The sequence below is a fragment of the Leclercia sp. LSNIH3 genome (assembly GCF_002935105.1).
Classification (GTDB): domain Bacteria; phylum Pseudomonadota; class Gammaproteobacteria; order Enterobacterales; family Enterobacteriaceae; genus Enterobacter; species Enterobacter adecarboxylatus.
The window spans coordinates 3353387-3376782 of sequence record NZ_CP026387.1; the positions used below are offsets into that span (position 1 = coordinate 3353387).

Sequence of the window (23396 nt, forward strand, 5' to 3'; positions counted from 1 at the left end):
TTGGGAGAAGAGTGCGCCGTCCGAAGACGGCGCGGGAGGAATTAAGCGAACAGCGAGAAGAAGATAGCGGAAATAGCAATCAGACCCATAACCACAACGAAGACGTTGCTGATCTGGCCGCTGTATTTACGCATTGCTGGCACTTTCTGAATCGCGTACATCGGCATCAGGAACAGGATCATCGCGATAACCGGGCCGCCCAGGGTTTCGATCATGCCGAGAATGCTCGGGTTCATGGTCGCAACCGCCCAGGTGGTCAGCAGCATGAACAGCGCAGTGATTTTGTTCAGTTTGTTGATTTCAATGCTCTTGCCTTTACCGCGCAGAGATTTAATCACCATGCCGTTAAAGCCTTCACGTGCGCCCAGGTAGTGGCCGAGGAAGGATTTAGTAATCGCGATAATGGCGATGATAGGTGCCATCCAGGCAATAACCGGTGCATTAAAGTGGTTTGCCAGGTAAGAGAGAATCGAGATGTTCTGTGCTTTGGCTTCTACCAGATCCGCCGGGGAGAGGCTCAGTACGCAGCTGAAAACGAAGAACATTACGGTGATAACCATCATCACATGAGCGCGAGCCAGGATGCTGGAACACTTCTTCTCGGCGCCCTGACCGTACTCTTCACGCTTCGCCACGGCGAAGGAGGAGATGATCGGGGAGTGGTTGAAGGAGAAAACCATCACCGGAATGGCCAGCCACAGGGTCATCCACAGGCCGTTGCCGCTAGCAGATGCGCTGCTCAGGGACAGGGTTTCCAGCGCTGCGCCGTTCCACTGTGGGATCAGGTAGCAGGCCAGCACCATCAGAGCGATAACGAACGGGAACACCAGCACGCTCATCGCCTTCACAATCATCTGCTCACCGAAGCGCACGATGGTCATCATGCCGACGATCAGGATCAGCGACAGAATGGCGCGCGGTGGCGGGGTCATGCCCAGTTGGTGGGTCATGAAGCTGTCAACGGTGTTGGTAATCGCCACGCTATAAACCAACAGGATTGGGTAGATAGCAAAGAAGTAGAGCAGGGTAATCAGTTTACCGGCGCCCACACCAAAATGTTCTTCAACAACTTCGGTGATGTCTTCGCCCGGATTCTTACCAGAGAGCACAAAACGGGTCAGGCCGCGGTGTGCAAAGTAGGTCATCGGGAAGGCGATGATTGCCATGATGATCAGCGGAATTAAGCCGCCCACACCTGCGTTAATAGGAAGGAAAAGAACACCAGCGCCGATTGCTGTGCCGTACAGGCCAAGCATCCACATGGTATCTGTTTTACGCCATCCACTTCGGGTTTCAATCGAAGCGACGGTGCTGGTTTGAGTGGTTTCCATCTGTGTCTCCAGGAAGTAGCTAATGTCAGGTTTCTGGTCAAATTTGGTGCAAAAAGGGCTAATCGTAATATGAAATTCGTTCAGCGACGGTTTTTATATAATTTTTCTCCGTAACTATCGGCGGGCGGAAAGATACATTTTAGTAATGGATCTATCAGTGATCCCGATCTCAAATGCGATAATCTACTTATGAAGTGGGTATCTTTAGACCATTTATCTGCTAAGAAAACGTCATGACGAATTTCTGGGCGCGAAGGCTACCATTAACGATATGGAGCGAGATAGATCCCATTGAAAGATAGGAGGCATACGCTGTAAAAGCGGTGGTTTAGAGGATTTTTTCATGCTTTATGGCAGTTAGGGCTGATAAATCGCGCTTTAGAAAACTGAGTAATCGTTTGCGTTAAGGCGGGTAATCGTCAAAAGATAAGCTGTGGTGATATCAAAAGCGAGGCCATGTGCCTGAAGGGAATAAAAAAGCCGGGAGGCAAAGGGCCATTCCCGGCTGGAGCAGGCACCCGGCATAGGTGCCGGGCAGGGGTTACGCAGAAATCTCGTAACAGGGGATATAGGCAGAGCCTGGAAGCTTCATACGGTGCTGGGCGACAAAGCCCTGCAGCAGATCGTCCATGCGGCGCATCATGTCGCGGTCACCATGAATTTTATACGGGCCAAACTCTTCAATGGCCTGTATACCCACCTCTTTCACGTTACCCGCAACGATGCCTGAGAAGGCGCGACGCAGATCGGCAGCCAGCACTTCAACAGGCTGATCGGGATAGAGTTTCAGGTTGGCCATGTTTTCGTGCGACGGCTCAAACGGGATCTGCAGGTCCGGTGAAATGCGGATCGACCAGTTAAAGCTGTAGGCATCCCCGGTATCGCGGCGGTTCTCTTTCACCAGCGGCATGGCCTTTTTCATCAGGCGGGCGACTTCTGCAGCATCATCAATAATGATGCGATAGTGTCGGCGCGCCGCCTCGCCCAGAGTATGCACGATGAATTCATCCAGTACGCGGAAGTAATCTGCGCTCTCTTTCGGGCCGGTCAGGATCAGCGGTAGCACCTGATCCTGGTTGGCCGGATGCATCAGTATACCCAGCAGATAGAGCAGCTCTTCAGCCGTCCCTACGCCGCCCGGGAAGATGATAATCCCGTGCGCGATACGGACAAACGCCTCAAGACGCTTCTCGATGTCCGGCATAATGATCAGTTCGTTGACCAGCGGGTTCGGCGGCTCAGCGGCAATGATCGACGGCTCGGTCATCCCGATGAAGCGGCCATCTTTGTAGCGCTGTTGGGCATGACCCACCGCTGCGCCCTTCATCGGGGCTTCCATCGCGCCTGGACCGCAGCCGGTGCAGATGTTTAGCTCGCGCAGACCCAGTTGAGTACCCACGCGACGGGCATAGAGGTATTCGGTTTCATTAATGGAGTGACCACCCCAGCACACGACCATGCTTGGAGCTTCGCCTACGTGCAGGGCGCGGGCGTTACGCAGAATGGAGAAGACCAGGTTGGTAATATGGGCCGAGCTTTCCAGGTTCAGATGCTGGAAACGACCGGCGTTACTGATCTGGCCATTCACAAACAGAATGTCGCGCAGCACGGCAAACAGGTTGGCCTGCAACGCACGAATAATGCGCCCGTCAACAAAGGCATCTTCCGGCGGGTTAATCAGCTCCAGCTTCACGCCACGTTCACGGCGCAAGACGTTAATATCAAAGCTTTCAAAGCGGGACAGCAACTCTTTGCTGTTGTCAGTGAGACTACCGGAGTTCAGAACGGCAAGTGAACAGTTGCGAAACAGTTGATAAAGATCGCTGCTGGCCGTGCTCTTGAGCATGTCCACTTCCAGCTGCGATAACATGTCCATTGAGCCAAGCGGGCTTATATGTGTAATCAAGTGAGCTCCTTACGGGACGTTTATCGTCTTTCCCTGTTGATTACAATAGCCCTGGCTTATGACCTTTAACAACCCAAAGCGCGGAACGAACCGCGCATATTGTGAATTTATTTCTCTTACTGGCGGACTAAACGACCGATCGCCGGGACAAAATCGCTGTTGCTGCGCCACGGATTAATGTCCAGCCCACCGCGGCGGGTATAGCGGGCGTAGACGCTCAGCGTCTCTGGCTGGCAGAACTGCAGAATATCGTTAAAGATGCGCTCCACGCACTGTTCATGAAACTCATTGTGGTTACGGAAGGAGACCAGATAGCGCAGCAGCTTTTCACGATCAATTTTAGCGCCGCGATACTGGATCTGTACCGAACCCCAGTCAGGCTGGTGGGTGATGAGGCAGTTGGATTTCAGCAGGTGGCTGACCAGCGTTTCCTCTACCACTTTGCCGCTGGCGGCATTTTCCAGCCAGGCGGTATCAAACTGATAGTTGTCGATTTCTATGTCCTGCTCATCAATGCAGGTGCCGTGGAAGTGGGCGATGGGCTGACCTTCCAGCTCGCCAATGCGGTAGAGGGCAACGGTCACTTTTCCCTGCGCACAGGCGCTTAAGTCGCGTTCCAGCGTGTGTTGCACCGCTTCCCAGCTGTCAAAGCGGGTCTGGTTGAAGCTGTTGAGATAGAGCTTGAAGCTTTTAGACTCCACCAGATTCACGCTGGTGTAATCCAGTTCAACGTGACCCACCGCCACCTGCGGTAAACCGCGAGCGTTAAGCCAGGAAAGCTCGTACAGCGTCCAGATATCGCCGCCATGAAAGGGCAGGGCATCCGCTTTCAGGCCCAGCGGATCGCGGTTGAGACTACGCGGGACGCCCTGTAACAGACTGGCATCGTAGGTGTCGCGGTAGGCGGTGCTTTTGCCCAGGGTTAAACCCGATAAGGCATCATGATTTTCGTAAGACATGTTTCGTTGTCACTTTAAAGGTAAACTATGGCGCTGAGTGTATCCTGACTTATATGAAGAGAGAAACCGGTGGATAAAGAGACTGCTGCTGCCTTAACCGCGTTTACGGCGCGATACTGTGACGCCTGGCATGAACAGAAAGGCACATGGCCTCAAAGCGAGGCGCTGTATGGCATCCCATCACCTTGTATTATCACCTCTTCCGGGGATACGGTACTCTGGCAACCCCAGCCTTATACCGTGGAGCAGAGTGTAAAGGCGATTGAACGCGCAATGGACATTGTGGTACAACCTGCGATCCACGCGTTCTACACCACACAGTTCGCCGGGGATATGTACGCTCGCTTTAATAACGAGATGCTGACCTTGTTGCAGACCTGGAGTGAAGATGATTTGCTGCGCGTGCAGGAGAACCTGATTGGGCACCTCGTGACCCAGAAGCGCCTGAAGTTATCGCCAACGCTCTTTATCGCCACGCTCGACAGCGAAATGGACATCCTCTCTGTCTGCAACCTGACAGGGAACGTGGTAAAAGAGACGCTGGGTACCCAGAAACGCCAGGTCCTCTCTGACTCTCTTACGGATTTTCTCAACCTACTACATCCCGTCGTGTAATCCTGAATACCACTGCGCGTGTGAGAGATCTCTTACAAAGCTTGTAAGAGATCGGCGTTATTACTGCTTAACCCAATATATTATGCTGGCAAAGAAGCCATTGTTTATCAGTGTGTTGACTGCTTATAAGCCAGAAATAAGATGAAACATCTGTTTAATTTGCTTTACGGAGTACCTTGTAAGACGAAGCGGAATAGAGGATTCTATGTCCGTCGACAGGAAGCCGACACGAGAAACGAACATTAGGATGATGGCGTTTCTTACTCAGGACACGTCAGGAAGGCGTTACAAGGAAGGCTTCAGGACGAAGCAAGAGGATAACGCAGGATGCGTTGAAGGACACCTCCAGGAAGGAGAATGAGAGCCGGTACGGATGTCCGGTGGGTCAGGGAGACCCGGACGTTTCAGGATGAAACAGTCACATCAGGATGATGTGCGCAGGATGCAGCGGTCAAAGGAAGACCAGACCTTCGGGTCAGAGGAAAAGTTGTCATGGATGAGCAGGGAGCACTAAAAGTAGCTGGATTGCTGCGAAACGAACCGGGAGCACTGTTTTTACAGTGCTCCCTTTTTTTATTTCTGCGTGGTCTTTGCTATGCTGCCCGCCGTTCAGATTTTCCCTTGAGGTTTTCATGACGCAACATGACCACGTGCGTGCGCAGCTGCACGCTATCGAAGCTTTATTGCGCGATCATCAACTGTGGCAGGAGACGGCGCCGCAGCCTGAGGCGTTTGAGAGTACGCAACCTTTCTGCATGGATACCCTGGAGCCGTTTGAATGGCTGCAATGGGTGCTCATCCCCCGCATGCACGCCCTGATTGAGGGCGGGCATCCGCTGCCACAAAGCTTTGCCGTCGCGCCCTACTATGAAATGGCGCTGGATGCGGCCCATCCCTCACGCGAGGCGGTGCTGGCGGCATTGCTGGCGCTGGATACGCTCTTTGGCGACGAAGCATGATTGAGATCCTTTATCAGGATGAGTGGCTGGTTGCGGTCAATAAACCCTCCGGCTGGCTGGTACACCGCAGTTGGCTGGATCGCGATGAAAAAGTGGTGGTGATGCAGACGGTGCGCGACCAGATTGGTCAGCATGTCTTTACCGCTCACCGTCTCGACAGGCCCACTTCCGGCGTACTGCTGATGGGATTATCCAGCGAAGCCGGACGACGTCTGTCGCAGCAGTTTGAGCAGCATCAGATCCAGAAACGTTATCATGCGATTGTCCGGGGCTGGCTGACCGAGGCCGCGACGCTCGATTATCCGCTGATCGAAGAGCTGGATAAAATCGCCGACAAATATGCCCGCGATGACAAAGAGCCGCAGCCTGCGATAACGGATTATCGCGGCCTGGCGACCACCGAAATGCCTGTTGCCACCAGCAAGTTCCCCACCACGCGCTACAGCCTGGTCGAGCTGGAGCCAAAAACCGGGCGTAAGCACCAGCTACGACGCCATCTTTCGCATCTGCGTCATCCCATCATCGGTGACAGTAAGCACGGCGATCTGCGTCAGAACCGCAGCGCCGCCGAGCACTTCGGCTGTAACCGTCTGATGCTGCACGCCAGCCAGTTGGACCTGGTTCATCCTTTTACCGGCGAGCCGCTGACCATTCGGGCTGGGCTTGATCCAGTGTGGATGCAGGCGCTGTCACACTTTGGCTGGCGCGGGCAACTCCACGAAAATGAAAGGGTTGAGTTTGATCCCGCCAACGTTCAGGATGAACGTTAATTGCATTCATTGAGGGAGTAAACCATGGCTGTGGTCGGAATTTTTGTCGGTACGATGTACGGCAATTCGCTGTTGGTGGCCGAAGAAGCTGAAGCAATCCTCTCGGGAATGGGCCATAAAGCCACGGTCTATGAAGATCCCGAGCTGGCCGACTGGGAAAAATACCAGGGCCAGTATGCGCTGGTGGTCACCTCGACAACCGGGCAGGGCGATCTGCCGGACAGTATCGTACCGCTGTTCCAGGGCATTAAAGATAAGCTGGGTTACCAGCCTGAGATGCGCTACGGCATTATTGCACTTGGGGACAGCACCTACGCCAATTTTTGCGGTGGCGGCAAGCTGTTCGATGCCCTGTTACAGGAGCAAAGTGCTCAACGCGTGGGTGAGATGCTGATGATCGATGCCTCTGAACACCCCGAGCCGGAAAGCGAATCTAACCCCTGGGTTGAACAGTGGGGCACATTGTTAAAATAAGTTTCTGCCCTCCCTGTAGCGGAGGGCAAAAACTCGTTGCCAGTTAACAAAGCGACCTTACACCCAGTTTAAGGCCATTGAATCGATTAAGCCCTGGGCAATTGCCTGTAAATCCCTGCGTAAAGTGCGGCTATTAGCAGGCATTTTCACTGCGTCAAGCGACCTGTTTCACACTCCCGTCAATCCCTCTCTTCAGCTCGCCGTTTACCGGTAAGCAGTTTTCATTTCCGTGAAGTCTCTTCCATTAGCCTGGGCTTTTGCCACAAACAACCGCACAGGGCTGTACCAATGTTGTGTTGTTGCACGGTGAGGGGGGCCTGGATCCTTACTTATACTTTTTCCGCCAGTTAATAAAAATGCAGTCAGTAAGGCATAAGACCTCAACGTTCAAAACTGCAAAAACACATACACGTCATTCTGATTACCCTACCGGTTGTGCTGTTCAGAATGAACGTAGCGATAAAAGCTATGATTCAGGAGTGCAAGAATGAGTTCATTAAGCCAGGCGGCGAGCAGCGCTGAAAAGCGCACCAACGCTCGCTATTGGATAGTGGTGATGCTGTTTATCGTCACATCCTTTAACTATGGCGACCGTGCCACCCTGTCGATTGCCGGTTCCGAAATGGCAAAAGATATCGGTCTGGATCCGGTCGGAATGGGTTATGTTTTCTCCGCATTTTCATGGGCCTATGTTATCGGCCAAATTCCTGGCGGTTGGCTGCTTGACCGCTTCGGCTCAAAACGCGTCTACTTCTGGTCCATCTTTATCTGGTCCATGTTTACCCTGTTACAGGGCTTTGTCGATATCTTTAACGGCTTTGGCATTATTGTCGCGCTCTTCACCCTGCGCTTCCTCGTCGGGCTGGCAGAAGCGCCATCCTTCCCGGGTAACAGCCGTATAGTGGCAGCCTGGTTCCCGGCACAGGAGAGGGGTACGGCGGTGTCCATTTTTAACTCCGCACAATACTTCGCTACCGTGATCTTCGCCCCTATCATGGGCTGGCTGACCCACGAGGTGGGCTGGTCACACGTGTTCTTCTTTATGGGCGGTCTGGGTATTGTCATCAGCTTTGTCTGGCTGAAAGTGATCCACGAGCCGAACCAGCATCCGGGCGTAAACCAGAAAGAGCTGGATTACATCGCCGTAGGCGGCGCGCTGATCAATATGGATCAGGTGAAAAGCAAAGAGAAAGTGCCGTTCAGCCACAAGTGGGGTCAGATCAAACAGCTGGTTGGCTCCCGCATGATGGTGGGGATCTACCTTGGTCAGTACTGCATCAACGCCTTAACCTACTTCTTTATCACCTGGTTCCCGGTCTATCTGGTACAGGCGCGCGGCATGTCGATTCTGAAAGCCGGGTTTGTGGCCTCGGTTCCGGCAATCTGCGGCTTTGTTGGCGGCGTACTGGGCGGAGTAATTTCCGACTGGCTGATGCGTCGTACCGGTTCACTGAATATCGCCCGTAAAACGCCAATCGTGCTGGGCATGTTGCTCTCCATGTCGATGGTGGTCTGTAACTACGTTGATGCCGAGTGGATGATTATCGGCTTTATGGCGATGGCCTTCTTCGGTAAAGGTATCGGAGCCCTGGGCTGGGCGGTGATGGCAGATACCGCGCCGAAAGAGATCAGCGGCCTGAGCGGCGGTCTGTTCAATATGTTCGGTAACATCTCCGGGATCGTCACGCCAATCGCTATCGGTTATATCGTCGGCACGACGGGTTCGTTTAACGGAGCGCTGATCTACGTCGGAATTCACGCTCTGGTGGCGGTACTGAGCTACCTGGTGCTGGTGGGTGATATCAAACGTATCGAACTGAAACCTGTCGCGGAGCGTTCATGATGAGTACGCAATCAAGCCCAATTGTCACCGAAATGAAGGTGATTCCGGTTGCCGGTCAGGACAGCATGCTGCTGAATATCGGCGGCGCACATAACGCCTGGTTTACCCGCAATATCGTGGTGCTCACCGACAGCGCCGGGAACACCGGCGTCGGGGAGGCCCCCGGCGGCGAGGTGATCTATCAGACCCTGGTGGATGCCATTCCGCAGGTGGTGGGTCAGGAGGTGGCGCGGCTGAACAAAGTGGTACAGCGCGTCCACAAGGGCAACCAGTCTGCCGATTTCGATACCTTCGGCAAAGGGGCCTGGACATTTGAACTGCGGGTCAATGCCGTGGCGGCGCTGGAAGCGGCGCTGCTGGATCTGCTGGGCAAAGCGCTGAACGTACCGGTGTGCGAACTGCTCGGGCCGGGCAAGCAGCGTGATGCGGTCACCGTGCTGGGTTATCTCTTCTACCTGGGCGATCGCACCAAAACCGATCTGCCTTATCTGGAACGTTCGCCAGGCAGCCACGACTGGTATCACCTGCGCCATCAGGAGGCGCTCTCCAGCGAGGCGGTGGTTCGTCTGGCAGAGGCGGCGCAGGATCGCTACGGCTTTAAAGATTTCAAACTGAAAGGCGGCGTTCTGCCGGGCGAACAGGAGATTGACAGCGCCCGCGCCCTGAAAAAACGTTTCCCGGATGCGCGCATTACCGTTGATCCCAACGGCGCCTGGTTGCTGGACGAGGCCATCGCACTGTGCAAAGGCCTGGGCGATGTCCTGACCTACGCCGAAGATCCGTGCGGTGCCGAACAGGGCTTCTCTGGCCGTGAGGTGATGGCAGAGTTCCGCCGCGCCACCGGCCTGCCGGTAGCGACCAACATGATTGCTACTAACTGGCGCGAGATGGGTCATGCCGTCATGCTGAACTCAGTGGACATTCCGCTGGCCGATCCGCACTTCTGGACGCTCTCCGGGGCGGTACGCGTGGCGCAACTGTGCGACGACTGGGGCTTAACCTGGGGTTGCCACTCTAACAACCACTTCGATATCTCGCTGGCGATGTTCACCCATGTTGGTGCCGCTGCACCCGGCACGCCAACAGCTATCGACACCCACTGGATCTGGCAGGAAGGCGAAGCGCGCCTGACCAAAAATCCACTCGAAATTAAACACGGCAAAATTGCCGTACCGGATGCACCGGGACTTGGCGTGGAGCTTGACTGGGATCAGATCCACAAAGCCCACGAAGCCTATAAGAAACTGCCCGGCGGCGCGCGTAATGACGCAGGCCCGATGCAGTACCTTATTCCCGGCTGGACATTTGACCGTAAACGCCCGGCGTTTGGTCGCCACTGATTAAAGGATTGAATTATGAGCACATTTACTACGCCTGTTGTCACTTCCATGCAGATCATCCCGGTTGCCGGTCATGACAGCATGTTGATGAACCTTAGTGGCGCCCATGCCCCGTTCTTCACCCGTAATATCGTAATTATCAAAGATAACTCCGGCCATACCGGCGTGGGCGAGATCCCCGGTGGCGAGAAGATCCGCAAAACCCTGGAAGACGCGATCCCGCTGGTGGTGGGTAAAACCCTGGGCGCGTACAAAAATATCCTGAATGCGGTACGTAATGAGTTTGCCGACCGTGATGCGAGCGGCCGCGGGCTGCAAACCTTTGACCTGCGCACCACCATTCACGTGGTGACCGGTATTGAAGCGGCAATGCTCGACCTGCTGGGCCAGCACCTGGGCGTCAACGTGGCCTCCCTGCTGGGCGACGGGCAGCAACGCAGCGAAGTCGAGATGCTGGGTTACCTGTTCTTCGTCGGCAACCGTAAGCTTACCCCACTGCCGTACCAGAGCCAGCCGGATGAGCAGTGCGACTGGTATCGTCTGCGTCATGAAGAGGCGATGACCCCGGATGCGGTTGTCCGTCTGGCGGAAGCAGCCTATGAGAAATACGGCTTTAACGATTTCAAACTGAAGGGCGGCGTGCTGGCCGGGGAAGAGGAAGCCGAATCTATTATCGCGCTGGCGAAACGCTTCCCGGAGGCGCGCGTTACCCTCGATCCAAACGGGGCCTGGTCACTCGAAGAGGCGATTCGTATCGGTAAACGCCTGAAAGGCGTGCTGGCGTATGCGGAAGATCCGTGTGGCGCTGAGCAAGGGTTCTCCGGGCGCGAAGTGATGGCCGAGTTCCGCCGCGCCACCGGTCTGCCAACCGCCACCAACATGATCGCTACCGACTGGCGTCAGATGGGTCATACTCTCTCTCTGCAGTCGGTCGATATTCCGCTGGCGGATCCGCACTTCTGGACCATGCAAGGCTCAGTACGTGTCGCCCAGATGTGTCACGAGTTCGGCCTCACCTGGGGTTCACACTCCAACAACCACTTCGATATTTCCCTGGCGATGTTCACCCATGTGGCCGCGGCCGCGCCGGGCGATATCACCGCTATCGACACCCACTGGATCTGGCAGGAGGGCAACCAGCGCCTGACCAAACAGCCGTTCGAAATCAAAGGCGGTATGGTGCAGGTGCCGACCACCCCAGGTCTGGGCGTTGAGCTGGATATGGATCAGGTAATGAAGGCGCATGAACTGTACCTGCAGCACGGTCTGGGCGCGCGCGACGACGCAATGGCGATGCAATACCTGATCCCGGAGTGGACCTTCAACAACAAACGCCCTTGCATGGTGCGTTAAGTCCGGTGCCGATTCCTGCGGGAGTCGGCATTTTCTCTTGCGTGACAGGTATATGCTTATGGTAGTCAACATGCGTAAGGACGGCTTATGAAAATAGTTATCGCGCCGGACTCTTATAAAGAGAGCCTGAGTGCCCTGGCTGTGGCGACGGCGATAGAGCAGGGATTTTGCGAGATTTTTCCTACGGCAGAGTATGTCAAACTGCCGGTCGCCGATGGCGGTGAAGGCACTGTGGAAGCGATGGTTGCCGCCACTCAGGGAGACATTATTCAGGTGCGGGTAACAGGCCCGCTCGGTGAGCATGTTGACGGTTTTTATGGCCGTTCCGGTGACGGCAAAAGTGCGTTTATCGAGATGGCGGCGGCCAGCGGTCTGGAGCTGGTCCCCCCGGCCCAGCGTAATCCGCTGAAAACCACCTCCTGGGGAACCGGCGAACTGATCCGCCACGCGCTGGATGCGGGTGTGAAACATATCATCATTGGCATTGGCGGCAGCGCCACCAACGATGGCGGAGCAGGGATGGTGCAGGCGCTGGGCGCGAAGCTGTTAGACGAGCAGGGGAACGCCATAGGTGCTGGCGGCGGCGAGCTGGAGAAGCTGGCGCGCATCGACATCAGCGGTCTGGATAAACGGCTGGCGGCGTGCCGGATTGAAGTCGCCTGCGATGTTACCAACCCACTGACCGGTGAAAACGGCGCAACGGCCGTATTTGGCCCACAGAAAGGGGCAACGCCGGAGATGATTACGCGCCTCGATGGCGCGCTGACGCAGTACGCCCGGATAATCGCCCGCGACCTCGACGTTGATGTGCTTGGCCTTGCTGGCGGCGGTGCTGCAGGCGGTATGGGGGCGGCGCTATACGCTTTCTGCGGTGCGCAGCTACGCCAGGGCATTGAGATCGTGACCGATGCGCTCAACCTCGACAGCCTGGTGGCCGATGCCGATCTGGTGATCACCGGAGAAGGGCGGATCGACAGCCAGACCATTCATGGCAAAGTGCCGGTGGGGGTAGCGAAGATCGCGAAACGCCACAATAAACCGGTGATCGGCCTGGCGGGCAGCCTGACGGCAGATGTCGGCGTGGTGCACGACCATGGCATCGACGCGGTGTTCAGCGTGATCTACACCATCTGCACGCTGGAAGAAGCCCTGGAAGATGCCGCAGAAAATGTGCGGATGGCGGCGAGGAATATTGCGGCAGTGCTGAAGGTCGGGATGGGGATGTAGCGTTATTATCTTCTGAAATTTATACCCCCGACTCCCTTTATCTTGAGGGAGTCGAGGGTAAAAAGGAAACTCAGGACCCCAGCACCTTCATTGCCTCCCGCGTGACGTTATCCATCTCATCCAGCAGCTCCAGGAACTCCGGCTCCAGTTCGCTTTCAGGCGTCCCGGAACGCAGCTGCTGTTCCAGCAAATGACAAAGATTTTTCAGGCGCGGCACGCCACTGTACCCGCAGCTGCCGTGCAGCTTATGGATCGCATCGACGAGATCTTCCGGGTTTTCACCCACCAGCTGTTCCTCCACCTTATTGCGGATCTCCGGCAGGAAAGCCACCAGCATCTGCAGCATCTCCCGCGCCAGGTCATTTTTGCCCGCCGCCTGACGCAGCGCCAGCTGCCAGTCGAGGGTGGCATTTTCATTGACCGTGATTTCGGCGGCTTCCGCAGGGGCGACCCAGTTGCCCGCGGCTGGACCGGGCTTGTAGCGCAGCAGCAGGGTGTGCAACTTCTCTTCTTCGATGGGTTTTGCCAGATAGTCGTTCATCCCGGCGCTTAAGAGCTTCTCTTTCTGGCCCGCCATCGCGTGCGCGGTTACGGCGACCACCGGCGTTTGCTGCTGGTGGGGGAGCTGGCGTATCAACTCGCAGGCGCGGATCCCGTCCATGCCGGGCATCTGAATGTCCATCATGATCAGGTCAAACTGCATCTGCTTCGCCAGCTCAACAGCCTGCAAGCCGCTCTCGCACAGTTCGACGTGCTGAACCTGATCCTCCAGCAGGGCGCCGATCAGCTTCAGGTTGGCCGGGTTGTCATCCACCGCCATCACGGTCATCGGCAGCTTGCTCTCATCGGCGACGATCGGTGCGGCGTGATAGTTCAGGCGGCAATATTCAGTCAGGGTCGGCAGCAGGCGCGTGGCGGTGAGCGGCTTCAGCAGACAGGCGGCCGCGCCGTCATGTTTAAGCTCTTCGGCGTTGATCTGCGCATGGCACGGCAGGGCCAACAGCAAATAGTCGGTCATCGAAGCGGCTTTCGCCAGCCGCTCCTGCTGCATGGTCAGCTCGCCGGTAAAGGTCACCGGGATCCCCATCAGCAGAATGTCGTAATGCTCAACCGGCAGCGAGGAGAATCCCGGGCTGTAAACCACCTCCAGCGGGGTGGTACTTAAGACATCCAGGGTACTTTGCGCGGCGGCGGTATTAGGCTCTACATACGCCAGCCGTTTACCCTGCAGACAATCCATCACCGGTCGGTCGCTCAGGACATTCGGGTTCAGGTCGAGATTGATATGGAACCAGAAGGTCGAGCCGCGGTTAGGCTGGCTGTGGAAAGAGATATCGCCCCCCATCTCGTTGACCAGTTTCTGGGTGATCACCAGCCCCAGGCCGGTGCCGCCATGACGCCGTGAGATACTGGCGTCGGCCTGACGGAAGGCCTGGAACAGCCGGGACTGATCGCGCTCAGGAATACCAATCCCGGTATCGCGGATCTGCACCTCAATCTGCACTTTGGTATTGCTGATGGCGCGCTTTTCCACCAGCACATCAATGTTACCGCGCTCGGTAAACTTGATGGCGTTCCCTACCAGGTTGGTGATCACTTGCTGCAGGCGCAGCGGATCGCCAATCACGTTATCCGGCACATCATTTTTAATGTTCAGCGTCAGCTCCAGCCCTTTGTCGTGGGAGGAGTGCGCCAGCAGGGTGACGACTTCATCCAGCGTGTTGCGCAGCGGGAACGGAATGCTCTCCAGGATCAGCTTGCCTGCCTCGAGCTTGGAGAAGTCCAGCACGTCGTTGATGATCGCCAGCAAGTTGTTGGCCGAACGTTCAATGGTATGCAGATGGTCGCGCTGGGTCGGGTTTAGCTCTGTCTTGAGGGTCAGGCGGGTAAAGCCAATGACGCCGTTGAGGGGGGTACGTAGCTCATGGGACATATTCGCCAGGAACTCCGACTTAATACGGGCCGCCTCCTGGGCGCGCTTTTTGGCCAGATCCAGCTCGACGTTCTGGATCTCCATCTGCTCCAGGGTTTCACGCAGGTCGGAGGTGGCCTGATCGACGTTATGCTGCATCTCCTCATGGTAGGCCGCCAGCGACATAGCCATCGAGTTGATGCCGTTTTTCAGCATATCCAGTTCGCCGAGCATAAAGCCTTCGACGCGGCTGTCGAGCTGGCCCCGGCGGATACGGTCAACGGTATTAACCATGTTGCGGATCGGGCTGGTCACATCGCGCATCAGGCGCCAGCCGAAAATCAGCGCAATCCCGATACAAAACAGCATCATCACCGTGGAGATAAAAATTTCCCGGTACTGCTGCAACCGCACGGACTTGAGATCCAGCTCCAGCGCCACATATCCCAGCATGTTGTTATTGGTCTTGGCATCCGATTCGGCAGATTCATCCTGTGAATAGCTTTCCGAGAGGATCGGCGTGCGCAGGATCAGCTTCTCGTCCTGGCGGATCACGCTCAACCGCTTCGGGAACGCCGTGCCGCTCGGGAGCTTCAGCACGCCGGGGTCCTGCTGGATATTAGAGGTCACAAACAGGCGATTATGTTGGTCATACACAGAGATCACCCGCACAATATCCGAATGGCGGCGGTGCAGGATGCTGATGAGCTGGCCGATAGACTCGCGATTTTGCAGGGCCATGCCGTATTCGCTGGAGACCGCCAGAGGCTCAATAATACTGGCTCCGGCATCTTCGAGCTGGCGCTGCAGATCGTTATAACGGTGCACCACAAAGAAGGTACTCAGCAGCAAACCAATGAGTACGGTAGGGGCGAGGATCAAAATCATCATGCGCGCACGCAGGCTGTAGTTGGTCATGGAGTTCCGTTATGGGACAATTAGAGTCAATATATTCATTTGAGAAAATACCTGGTAATGGCGCAATTCTACTCTGCAAAGCGGCGCGTGACGACGCGTCAGATCATAACTGTTGATGTGACAGACCTCGATCCCTTCGGTCAGGGGGTGGCGCGCCATGATGGTAAAGCCCTTTTTATTACGGGTCTGCTGCCCGACGAGCGCGCAGAGATCACCCTGACGGAAGAGAAACGTCAGTACGCGCGTGGGCAGGTAAAACGCCGCCTTAATGACAGCCCCCAGCGCGAGACGCCGCGCTGCCCGCACTTTGGCGTCTGCGGCGGCTGCCAACAACAGCATGCCAGCGTCGCGTTACAGGAGCGCAGCAAAAGCAATGCTCTGGCGCGCCTGCTGAAGCACGACGTCAACGAAGTGATCGCCGATAAACCCTGGGGCTACCGCCGCAGGGCGCGTCTGAGCCTGAACTATCAGCCCAAAACCGCGCGTCTGGAAATGGGTTTTCGCAAGGCTAATTCCAGCGACATCGTCGATGTCAAACAGTGCCCCATTCTGGTGCCCCAACTTGAGGCATTGCTGCCAGAGGTGCGCAAATGCCTCTCTGAGCTGCAGGGCGTTCGCCACCTGGGCCATGTCGAACTGGTGCTGGCCAACAGCGGCCCGCTGATGGTCCTGCGTCATACTGCACCGCTTTCGGCAAAAGATCGCGAAAAACTGGAACGCTTTTCGCATTCCCATGAGCTTGACCTTTATCTCGCCCCGCAAAGCGAGATACTTAAGCAACTGAGCGGTGAAACGCCCTGGTACGATTCAGACGGGCTACGCTTAACGTTCAGCCCGCGCGATTTCATTCAGGTCAATGATGGTGTTAACCAGCAGATGGTAGCCACCGCACTGGCCTGGCTGGATATTCAGCCAGAGGACCGGGTGCTCGATCTGTTCTGCGGAATGGGTAACTTTACCTTGCCGCTGGCAAAACGGGCGCACAGCGTGGTGGGTGTTGAAGGCGTGGCGGCGCTGGTGGAGAAAGGGCGTGACAATGCCGTTAATAATGGGCTGCAAAACGTGACATTTTTTCACGAGAATCTGGAAGAAGATGTCACCCGGCAACCCTGGGCCGCGCACGGCTTCGACAAAATTCTGCTGGATCCGGCACGTGCAGGCGCGCCAGGCGTAATGCAGCATATTATTAAACTGGCCCCTAAACGCGTGGTCTATGTTTCCTGTAACCCGGCGACGCTTGCCCGGGACAGCGAAGCATTATTAGCGGCGGGTTACCAGATTCAGCGTCTGGCAATGCTTGATATGTTCCCGCACACTGGGCATCTGGAATCAATGGCGTTGTTTGAACACAACTGATGAGTTTCGGCTTGTCGAATTCGACAGGCAAGGGTCCCTAAAGGAGAGGACAATGGTTGCGGTAAGAAGTGCACATCTCAATAAAGCTGGTGAGTTTGACCCACAAAAATGGATCGCAAGTCTGGGGATTGCCAGCCAGCAGTCGTGTGAACGCTTAACCGAAACCTGGGCTTATTGTCTGCGCACCACCACGGGGCATCCTGATGCCGAGCTGCTGCTGTGGCGCGGCGTGGAGATGGTGGAAATCCTCTCCATGCTGAGCATGGATATCGACACTCTGCTTGCCGCCATGCTGTTCCCGCTGGCCGACGCCGAAGTGGTTTCCGAAGAGGTGCTGCGCGAAAGCGTCGGTAACTCGATCGTGTCGCTGATTCACGGCGTGCGCGACATGGCGGCCATCCGCCAGCTTAAAGCTACCCACACGGATTCCGTCTCGTCCGAACAGGTCGATAACGTTCGCCGTATGCTGCTGGCCATGGTGGATGACTTCCGCTGCGTGGTCATAAAGCTTGCCGAACGTGTTGCCCATCTGCGGGAAGTGAAGGACGCGCCGGAAGACGAGCGCGTGCTGGCGGCGAAAGAGTGCACCAATATCTATGCCCCTCTGGCAAACCGTCTGGGTATCGGGCAGCTGAAATGGGAGCTGGAAGATTACTGCTTCCGCTACCTGCACCCGGCAGAATACAAACGCATTGCTAAACTGCTGCACGAACGCCGTATCGACCGGGAACACTACATCGAGGAGTTTGTCGGCGGCTTACGTAAGTCAATGAAAGAAGAGGGCGTGAAGGCCGAAGTTTATGGCCGTCCGAAGCATATCTACAGCATCTGGCGCAAAATGCAGAAAAAGCATCTCGCCTTTGATGAGCTGTTCGATGTGCGCGCCGTGCGTATCGTTGCCGAGCGTTTGCAGGACTGCTACGCCGCACTGGGGATTGTTCACACCCATTACCGTCACATGCCGGATGAGTTTGACGATTACGTCGCCAATCCGAAGCCGAACGGCTATCAGTCGATCCATACCGTGGTTCTGGGGCCGGGCGGTAAACCGGTCGAAATCCAGATCCGTACCAAACAGATGCACGAAGAGTCCGAGCTTGGGGTTGCCGCCCACTGGAAGTACAAAGAGGGTACCTCAGGCGGGGCGCGTTCCGGCCACGAAGATCGCATCGCCTGGCTGCGTAAGCTGATTGCGTGGCAGGAAGAGATGGCCGACTCTGGCGAGATGCTTGATGAAGTACGCAGCCAGGTCTTTGATGACCGGGTCTATGTCTTTACGCCGAAGGGCGATGTGGTTGACCTGCCGGCAGGCTCAACGCCGCTCGACTTCGCGTACCACATCCACAGTGACGTGGGGCATCGCTGCATCGGCGCTAAAATCGGCGGTCGTATTGTGCCCTTTACCTACCAGTTGCAGATGGGCGACCAGATTGAAATCATCACCCAGAAGCAGCCAAACCCAAGCCGCGACTGGCTTAACCCGAACCTGGGTTACGTCACCACCAGCCGCGGGCGCTCTAAAATTCACGCCTGGTTCCGCAAACAGGATCGTGACAAAAACATTCTGGCTGGCCGTCAGATCCTCGACGACGAGCTGGAACATCTGGGCATCCACCTGAAGGAGGCAGAAAAGCAGCTGCTGCCGCGCTACAACTTCAACGAGTTGGATGAGCTGTTGGCGGCCATCGGCGGCGGGGATATTCGTCTTAACCAGATGGTGAATTTCCTGCAGGCGCAGTTCAACAAACCGAGCGCGGCTGAGCAGGATGCGGCGGCGCTGAAGCAGCTTCAGCAGAAGAGCTACACCCCGCAACACCGCAGCAAAGAAAAAGACAATGGCCGGGTGGTGGTGGAAGGCGTCGGTAACCTGATGCACCACATTGCCCGCTGCTGCCAGCCAATTCCGGGTGACGAGATCGTCGGCTTTATCACCCAGGGGCGCGGGATCTCTATCCACCGCGCGGATTGCGATCAGCTGGATGATTTACAGTCCCACGCGCCGGAACGTATCGTCGATGCGGTCTGGGGCGAGAGTTACTCCGCGGGCTATTCGCTGGTGGTGCGGGTTTCTGCCAACGATCGCAGCGGCCTGCTGCGGGATATCACCACCATTCTGGCGAACGAAAAGGTCAACGTGCTGGGTGTTGCCAGCCGCAGCGACACCCGTCAGCAGCTCGCCACCATCGATATGACTATCGAAATCTATAACCTGCAGGTGCTGGGCCGGGTGCTCGGCAAGCTGAACCAGGTACCCGATGTCATCGACGCCCGTCGCCTGCACGGCGGATAGTCACACCTTCTTTTGTAGGCCGGGTAAGGCGCAGCCGCCACCCGGCATTTTTTTTATCAGGACCGAATTATGAATCAAATTGACCGCCTGCTCGGCATTATGCAACGCCTGCGCGACCCGGAAACCGGCTGTCCGTGGGACAAAGAGCAGACTTTCGCCACTATCGCCCCCTACACCCTGGAAGAGACCTACGAAGTGCTGGACGCTATCTCCCGGGAAGATTTTGACGATCTGCGCGGCGAACTGGGTGACCTGCTGTTCCAGGTGGTGTTTTACGCGCAAATGGCCCAGGAAGAAGGGCGCTTTGATTTCAACGATATCTGTGCCGCCATCAGCGATAAGCTGGAACGCCGCCACCCGCACATCTTTGGCGATGCCAGCGCTGAAAACAGCACCGAAGTGCTGGCCCGCTGGGAGCAGATCAAAAGCGCGGAACGCGCTGAAAAATCTCAGCATTCGGCGCTGGACGATATCCCGTTAAGCCTGCCTGCGCTGATGCGTGCCCATAAGATCCAGAAACGCTGCTCGACGGTCGGGTTTGACTGGACTTCTTTAGGCCCGGTGCTCGACAAAGTCCATGAAGAGATCGACGAGGTGATGCACGAAGCGCAACAGGCGGTCGTGGATCAGGATAAGCTGGAAGAGGAGATGGGCGATCTGCTGTTTGCCACCGTCAATCTTTCACGTCATTTAGGGGTCAAAGCCGAAGTGGCGCTGCAAAAAGCTAACCTCAAATTCGAACGTCGCTTCCGGGAAGTGGAACGCATTATCGCCGCCCGTGGCCTGGAAATGACCGGTGTGGACCTCGAGGCGATGGAAGAAGTGTGGCAGGAAGTAAAACGCCAGGAATCTGATCTCTAACGGGTTTTTGCGATCAAGCGCAATTTGTGTGATTTTTTAAATGACAAGCGCTTGATTTGCGTCAAAAACATTTACCCAAAAGGGGCTATTTTCTCACTCCCAATATGAGTCAAAGCCTGAGACAGGAGACGGAGAATGAAAGTTTGTGGCGCTCGCCGTGTTCGGGTATACTACTTTCCCGTCCTGGTTATTCCATCGTTTCACCCTAACTTCTCAGGTTCAGCATGACAACGAACTATATTTTTGTGACCGGCGGGGTTGTATCCTCTCTGGGTAAAGGCATTGCCGCAGCCTCCCTCGCAGCCATTCTTGAAGCCCGTGGCCTCAATGTGACCATGATGAAGCTGGATCCGTACATCAACGTCGATCCAGGTACCATGAGCCCGATCCAGCACGGGGAAGTGTTCGTTACTGAAGACGGCGCCGAAACCGATCTGGACCTGGGTCACTATGAGCGCTTCATTCGCACCAAAATGACCCGTCGTAACAACTTCACGACTGGCCGTATCTACTCCGACGTTCTGCGTAAAGAGCGCCGTGGCGACTATCTGGGCGCCACCGTACAGGTTATCCCGCACATCACCAACGCCATCAAAGAGCGCATCATTGCCGGTGGTGAAGGTCACGACGTGGTGCTGGTTGAGATCGGCGGTACTGTCGGTGATATCGAATCCCTGCCGTTCCTTGAAGCCATTCGTCAGCTGGCGGTGGATATCGGTCGTGAACACGCGCTGTTCATGCACCTGACCCTGGTGCCATATATGGCTGCCGCAGGTGAAGTGAAAACCAAACCGACTCAGCACTCCGTTAAAGAGCTGCTTTCCATCGGTATTCAGCCTGATATCCTGGTTTGCCGCTCCGATCGTGCGGTACCGGCCAACGAACGTGCGAAAATTGCATTGTTCTGTAACGTGCCAGAAAAAGCCGTTATTTCAATGAAAGATGTCGATTCCATTTATAAAATCCCGGGCCTGTTGAAATCACAGGGTCTGGACGATTATATTTGTAAACGATTCAGCTTGAACTGTCCGGAAGCTAACCTGTCAGAATGGGAACAGGTTATTTATGAAGAAGCGAACCCGGCAGGCGAAGTGACTATCGGTATGGTCGGCAAGTACATTGAACTGCCGGACGCCTATAAGTCAGTTATCGAAGCGCTGAAACACGGTGGCCTGAAGAACCGCGTAACCGTCAACATCAAGCTGATTGATTCGCAGGATGTTGAAACCCGCGGTGTCGAAATTCTGAAAGATCTGGATGCTATTCTGATTCCTGGCGGCTTCGGCTACCGTGGCGTTGAAGGCAAGATCGCTACCGCACGCTATGCGCGTGAAAACAATATTCCTTACCTCGGCATTTGCCTGGGTATGCAGGTTGCGCTGATTGAATTTGCTCGCAACGTGGTGGGGATGGAAAACGCGAACTCTACGGAATTTGTGCCAGACTGTAAGTACCCTGTTGTGGCGCTTATCACCGAATGGCGCGACGAAGAAGGTAACGTTGAAGTCCGTACCGAGAAGAGCGATCTGGGTGGCACGATGCGTCTGGGTTCTCAGGCCTGTCAGCTTTCCGACGATAGCCTGGTACGTCAGATGTACGGCGCGCCGACAATTACTGAGCGCCACCGTCACCGTTATGAAGTCAACAACCTGCTGTTGAAACAAATTGAAGCTGCGGGTCTGCGTATTGCGGGCCGCTCCGGGGATGATCAGTTGGTCGAGATCATCGAAGTGCCGAACCACCCATGGTTCGTCGCATGTCAGTTCCACCCGGAATTTACTTCTACGCCGCGTGATGGACATCCGCTGTTTGCTGGCTTTGTGAAAGCCGCTAATGAGTTCCAGAAGCGTCAGGCGAAGTAAGAAAAGTTAGAACGGCAACGCGTACCAAAGGTACGCGTTGTTTGTCTGGAGTTTTAGTTTAACTTGTACTGAGGAAAATCTAATGTCCAAAATCGTTAAAGTCATCGGTCGTGAAATCATCGACTCCCGTGGTAACCCGACTGTTGAAGCCGAAGTACACCTGGAAGGTGGTTTCGTCGGTATGGCAGCTGCGCCGTCAGGTGCTTCTACTGGTTCCCGCGAAGCGCTGGAACTGCGCGATGGCGACAAATCCCGTTTCCTGGGCAAAGGCGTAACCAAAGCTGTTGGCGCGGTTAACGGTCCAATTGCACAGGCAATCCTTGGCAAAGACGCCAAAGACCAGGCTGGCATCGATAAAATCATGATCGATCTGGACGGTACTGAAAACAAATCTAACTTCGGTGCGAACGCAATCCTGGCTGTTTCCCTGGCGAACGCCAAAGCAGCAGCTGCTTCTAAAGGTCAGCCACTGTTCGAACACATCGCTGAACTGAACGGCACTCCAGGCAAATACTCTATGCCAGTTCCGATGATGAACATCATCAACGGCGGTGAGCACGCAGACAACAACGTTGATATTCAGGAATTCATGATTCAGCCAGTTGGCGCGAAAACCCTGAAAGAAGCGGTACGTATGGGTTCTGAAGTGTTCCACAACCTGGCTAAAGTTCTGAAAGCTAAAGGTATGAACACTGCAGTTGGTGACGAAGGTGGTTATGCACCTAACCTGGGTTCCAACGCCGAAGCACTGGCTGTAATCGCTGAAGCGGTTAAAGCAGCAGGCTACGAACTGGGCACCGACATCACCCTGGCGATGGACTGCGCAGCTTCTGAATTCTATAAAGACGGTAAATACGTTCTGGCTGGCGAAGGCAACAAAGCGTTCACCTCCGAAGAATTCACTCACTTCCTGGAAGACCTGACCAAACAGTACCCAATCGTCTCTATCGAAGACGGTCTGGACGAATCTGACTGGGATGGTTTCGCATACCAGACCAAAGTACTGGGCGACAAAATCCAGCTGGTTGGTGACGATCTGTTCGTAACCAACACCAAGATCCTGAAAGAAGGTATCGAGAAAGGCATCGTTAACTCCATCCTGATCAAATTCAACCAGATCGGTTCTCTGACCGAAACTCTGGCTGCGATCAAAATGGCGAAAGACGCTGGCTACACTGCCGTTATCTCTCACCGTTCAGGCGAAACTGAAGACGCTACCATCGCTGACCTGGCTGTTGGTACCGCTGCTGGCCAGATCAAAACCGGTTCTATGAGCCGTTCTGACCGTGTTGCTAAATACAACCAGCTGATTCGTATCGAAGAAGCGCTGGGCGAAAAAGCACCATACAACGGCCGTAAAGAGATCAAAGGTCAGTAATCCTGAACCTTAATCTTTAGAAAAACCCGCTTCGGCGGGTTT

The 23396-nt window shown here is 55.4% G+C and carries 17 protein-coding genes; 13 read left to right on the plus strand and 4 right to left on the minus strand.

Annotated elements, in window-relative coordinates:
* Positions 1-41 precede the first annotated feature (41 nt).
* The 3 genes from C3F35_RS16345 to queF all read right to left on the minus strand — a co-directional run bounded on the left by C3F35_RS16345 (position 42) and on the right by queF (position 4196).
* Positions 42-1331 carry an HAAAP family serine/threonine permease gene (locus C3F35_RS16345; protein ID WP_032613710.1) on the minus strand — a complete coding sequence of 430 codons (1290 nt, stop codon included), beginning with the start codon at positions 1329-1331 and terminating at the stop codon, positions 42-44.
* A gap of 541 nt (positions 1332-1872) precedes the next feature.
* Positions 1873-3237, minus strand: coding sequence for a nucleotide 5'-monophosphate nucleosidase PpnN (gene ppnN / locus C3F35_RS16350; protein WP_032613708.1), 1365 nt, complete (start codon positions 3235-3237; stop codon positions 1873-1875).
* 116 nt (positions 3238-3353) lie between these two features.
* On the minus strand, positions 3354-4196 hold the full coding sequence (gene queF / locus C3F35_RS16355) for an NADPH-dependent 7-cyano-7-deazaguanine reductase QueF (RefSeq protein ID WP_103792573.1): 843 nt from the start codon (positions 4194-4196) through the stop codon (positions 3354-3356).
* A gap of 69 nt (positions 4197-4265) precedes the next feature.
* On the opposite strand from queF, the gene syd reads away from it, so the two are divergent.
* From syd to C3F35_RS16405, 8 genes are all read left to right on the plus strand, one after another.
* Entirely contained in the window at positions 4266-4811 is a 546-nt protein-coding gene (gene syd, locus C3F35_RS16360) for a SecY-interacting protein (protein WP_103792572.1), read from the plus strand.
* Positions 4812-5443: 632 nt separating this feature from the next.
* A complete protein-coding gene (locus C3F35_RS16365) occupies positions 5444-5770 on the plus strand; it encodes a YqcC family protein (RefSeq protein WP_032613701.1) in 327 nt (108 codons plus the stop codon).
* Positions 5767-6540: a tRNA pseudouridine(65) synthase TruC gene (gene truC / locus C3F35_RS16370; RefSeq protein ID WP_103792571.1), complete on the plus strand. Its 774-nt coding sequence runs from the start codon at positions 5767-5769 to the stop codon at positions 6538-6540. The genes C3F35_RS16365 and truC overlap by 4 nt, the downstream gene beginning before the upstream one ends.
* Before the next feature lie 24 nt (positions 6541-6564).
* A complete protein-coding gene (locus C3F35_RS16375; protein WP_077227394.1) occupies positions 6565-7014 on the plus strand; it encodes a flavodoxin in 450 nt (149 codons plus the stop codon).
* A 487-nt stretch (positions 7015-7501) separates the two neighbouring features.
* Positions 7502-8857, plus strand: a complete 1356-nt coding sequence (gene gudP, locus C3F35_RS16390; protein WP_103792570.1) for a galactarate/glucarate/glycerate transporter GudP — start codon at positions 7502-7504, stop codon at positions 8855-8857.
* Entirely contained in the window at positions 8857-10197 is a 1341-nt protein-coding gene (locus C3F35_RS16395; protein WP_032613771.1) for an enolase C-terminal domain-like protein, read from the plus strand. Before gudP ends, C3F35_RS16395 begins: the two co-directional genes overlap by 1 nt.
* Positions 10198-10209: 12 nt before the next feature.
* Positions 10210-11550, plus strand: coding sequence for a glucarate dehydratase (gene gudD, locus C3F35_RS16400; RefSeq protein WP_032613694.1), 1341 nt, complete (start codon positions 10210-10212; stop codon positions 11548-11550).
* Positions 11551-11637: 87 nt separating this feature from the next.
* Positions 11638-12777 carry a glycerate kinase gene (locus C3F35_RS16405; protein WP_103792569.1) on the plus strand — a complete coding sequence of 380 codons (1140 nt, stop codon included), beginning with the start codon at positions 11638-11640 and terminating at the stop codon, positions 12775-12777.
* 70 nt (positions 12778-12847) lie between these two features.
* Here the strand turns inward: C3F35_RS16405 and barA are convergent, their stop codons facing one another.
* Entirely contained in the window at positions 12848-15607 is a 2760-nt protein-coding gene (barA, locus tag C3F35_RS16410; RefSeq protein WP_032613690.1) for a two-component sensor histidine kinase BarA, read from the minus strand.
* Between the two features lie 57 nt (positions 15608-15664).
* Here barA and rlmD point away from each other — a divergent pair, with 57 nt between their 5' ends.
* The 5 genes from rlmD (at position 15665) to eno (ending at position 23354) form a co-directional block, all read left to right on the plus strand.
* On the plus strand, positions 15665-16963 hold the full coding sequence (gene rlmD / locus C3F35_RS16415) for a 23S rRNA (uracil(1939)-C(5))-methyltransferase RlmD (RefSeq protein WP_103792568.1): 1299 nt from the start codon (positions 15665-15667) through the stop codon (positions 16961-16963).
* A gap of 52 nt (positions 16964-17015) precedes the next feature.
* Complete coding sequence (relA, locus tag C3F35_RS16420) at positions 17016-19253, plus strand: GTP diphosphokinase (protein WP_032613687.1); 2238 nt, start codon at positions 17016-17018, stop codon at positions 19251-19253.
* Between the two features lie 69 nt (positions 19254-19322).
* Entirely contained in the window at positions 19323-20114 is a 792-nt protein-coding gene (gene mazG, locus C3F35_RS16425) for a nucleoside triphosphate pyrophosphohydrolase (protein ID WP_077227391.1), read from the plus strand.
* Between the two features lie 224 nt (positions 20115-20338).
* Positions 20339-21976 carry a glutamine hydrolyzing CTP synthase gene (gene pyrG / locus C3F35_RS16430; RefSeq protein WP_032613682.1) on the plus strand — a complete coding sequence of 546 codons (1638 nt, stop codon included), beginning with the start codon at positions 20339-20341 and terminating at the stop codon, positions 21974-21976.
* A gap of 82 nt (positions 21977-22058) precedes the next feature.
* Complete coding sequence (gene eno, locus C3F35_RS16435) at positions 22059-23354, plus strand: phosphopyruvate hydratase (protein WP_032613680.1); 1296 nt, start codon at positions 22059-22061, stop codon at positions 23352-23354.
* Positions 23355-23396: the final 42 nt, after the last annotated feature.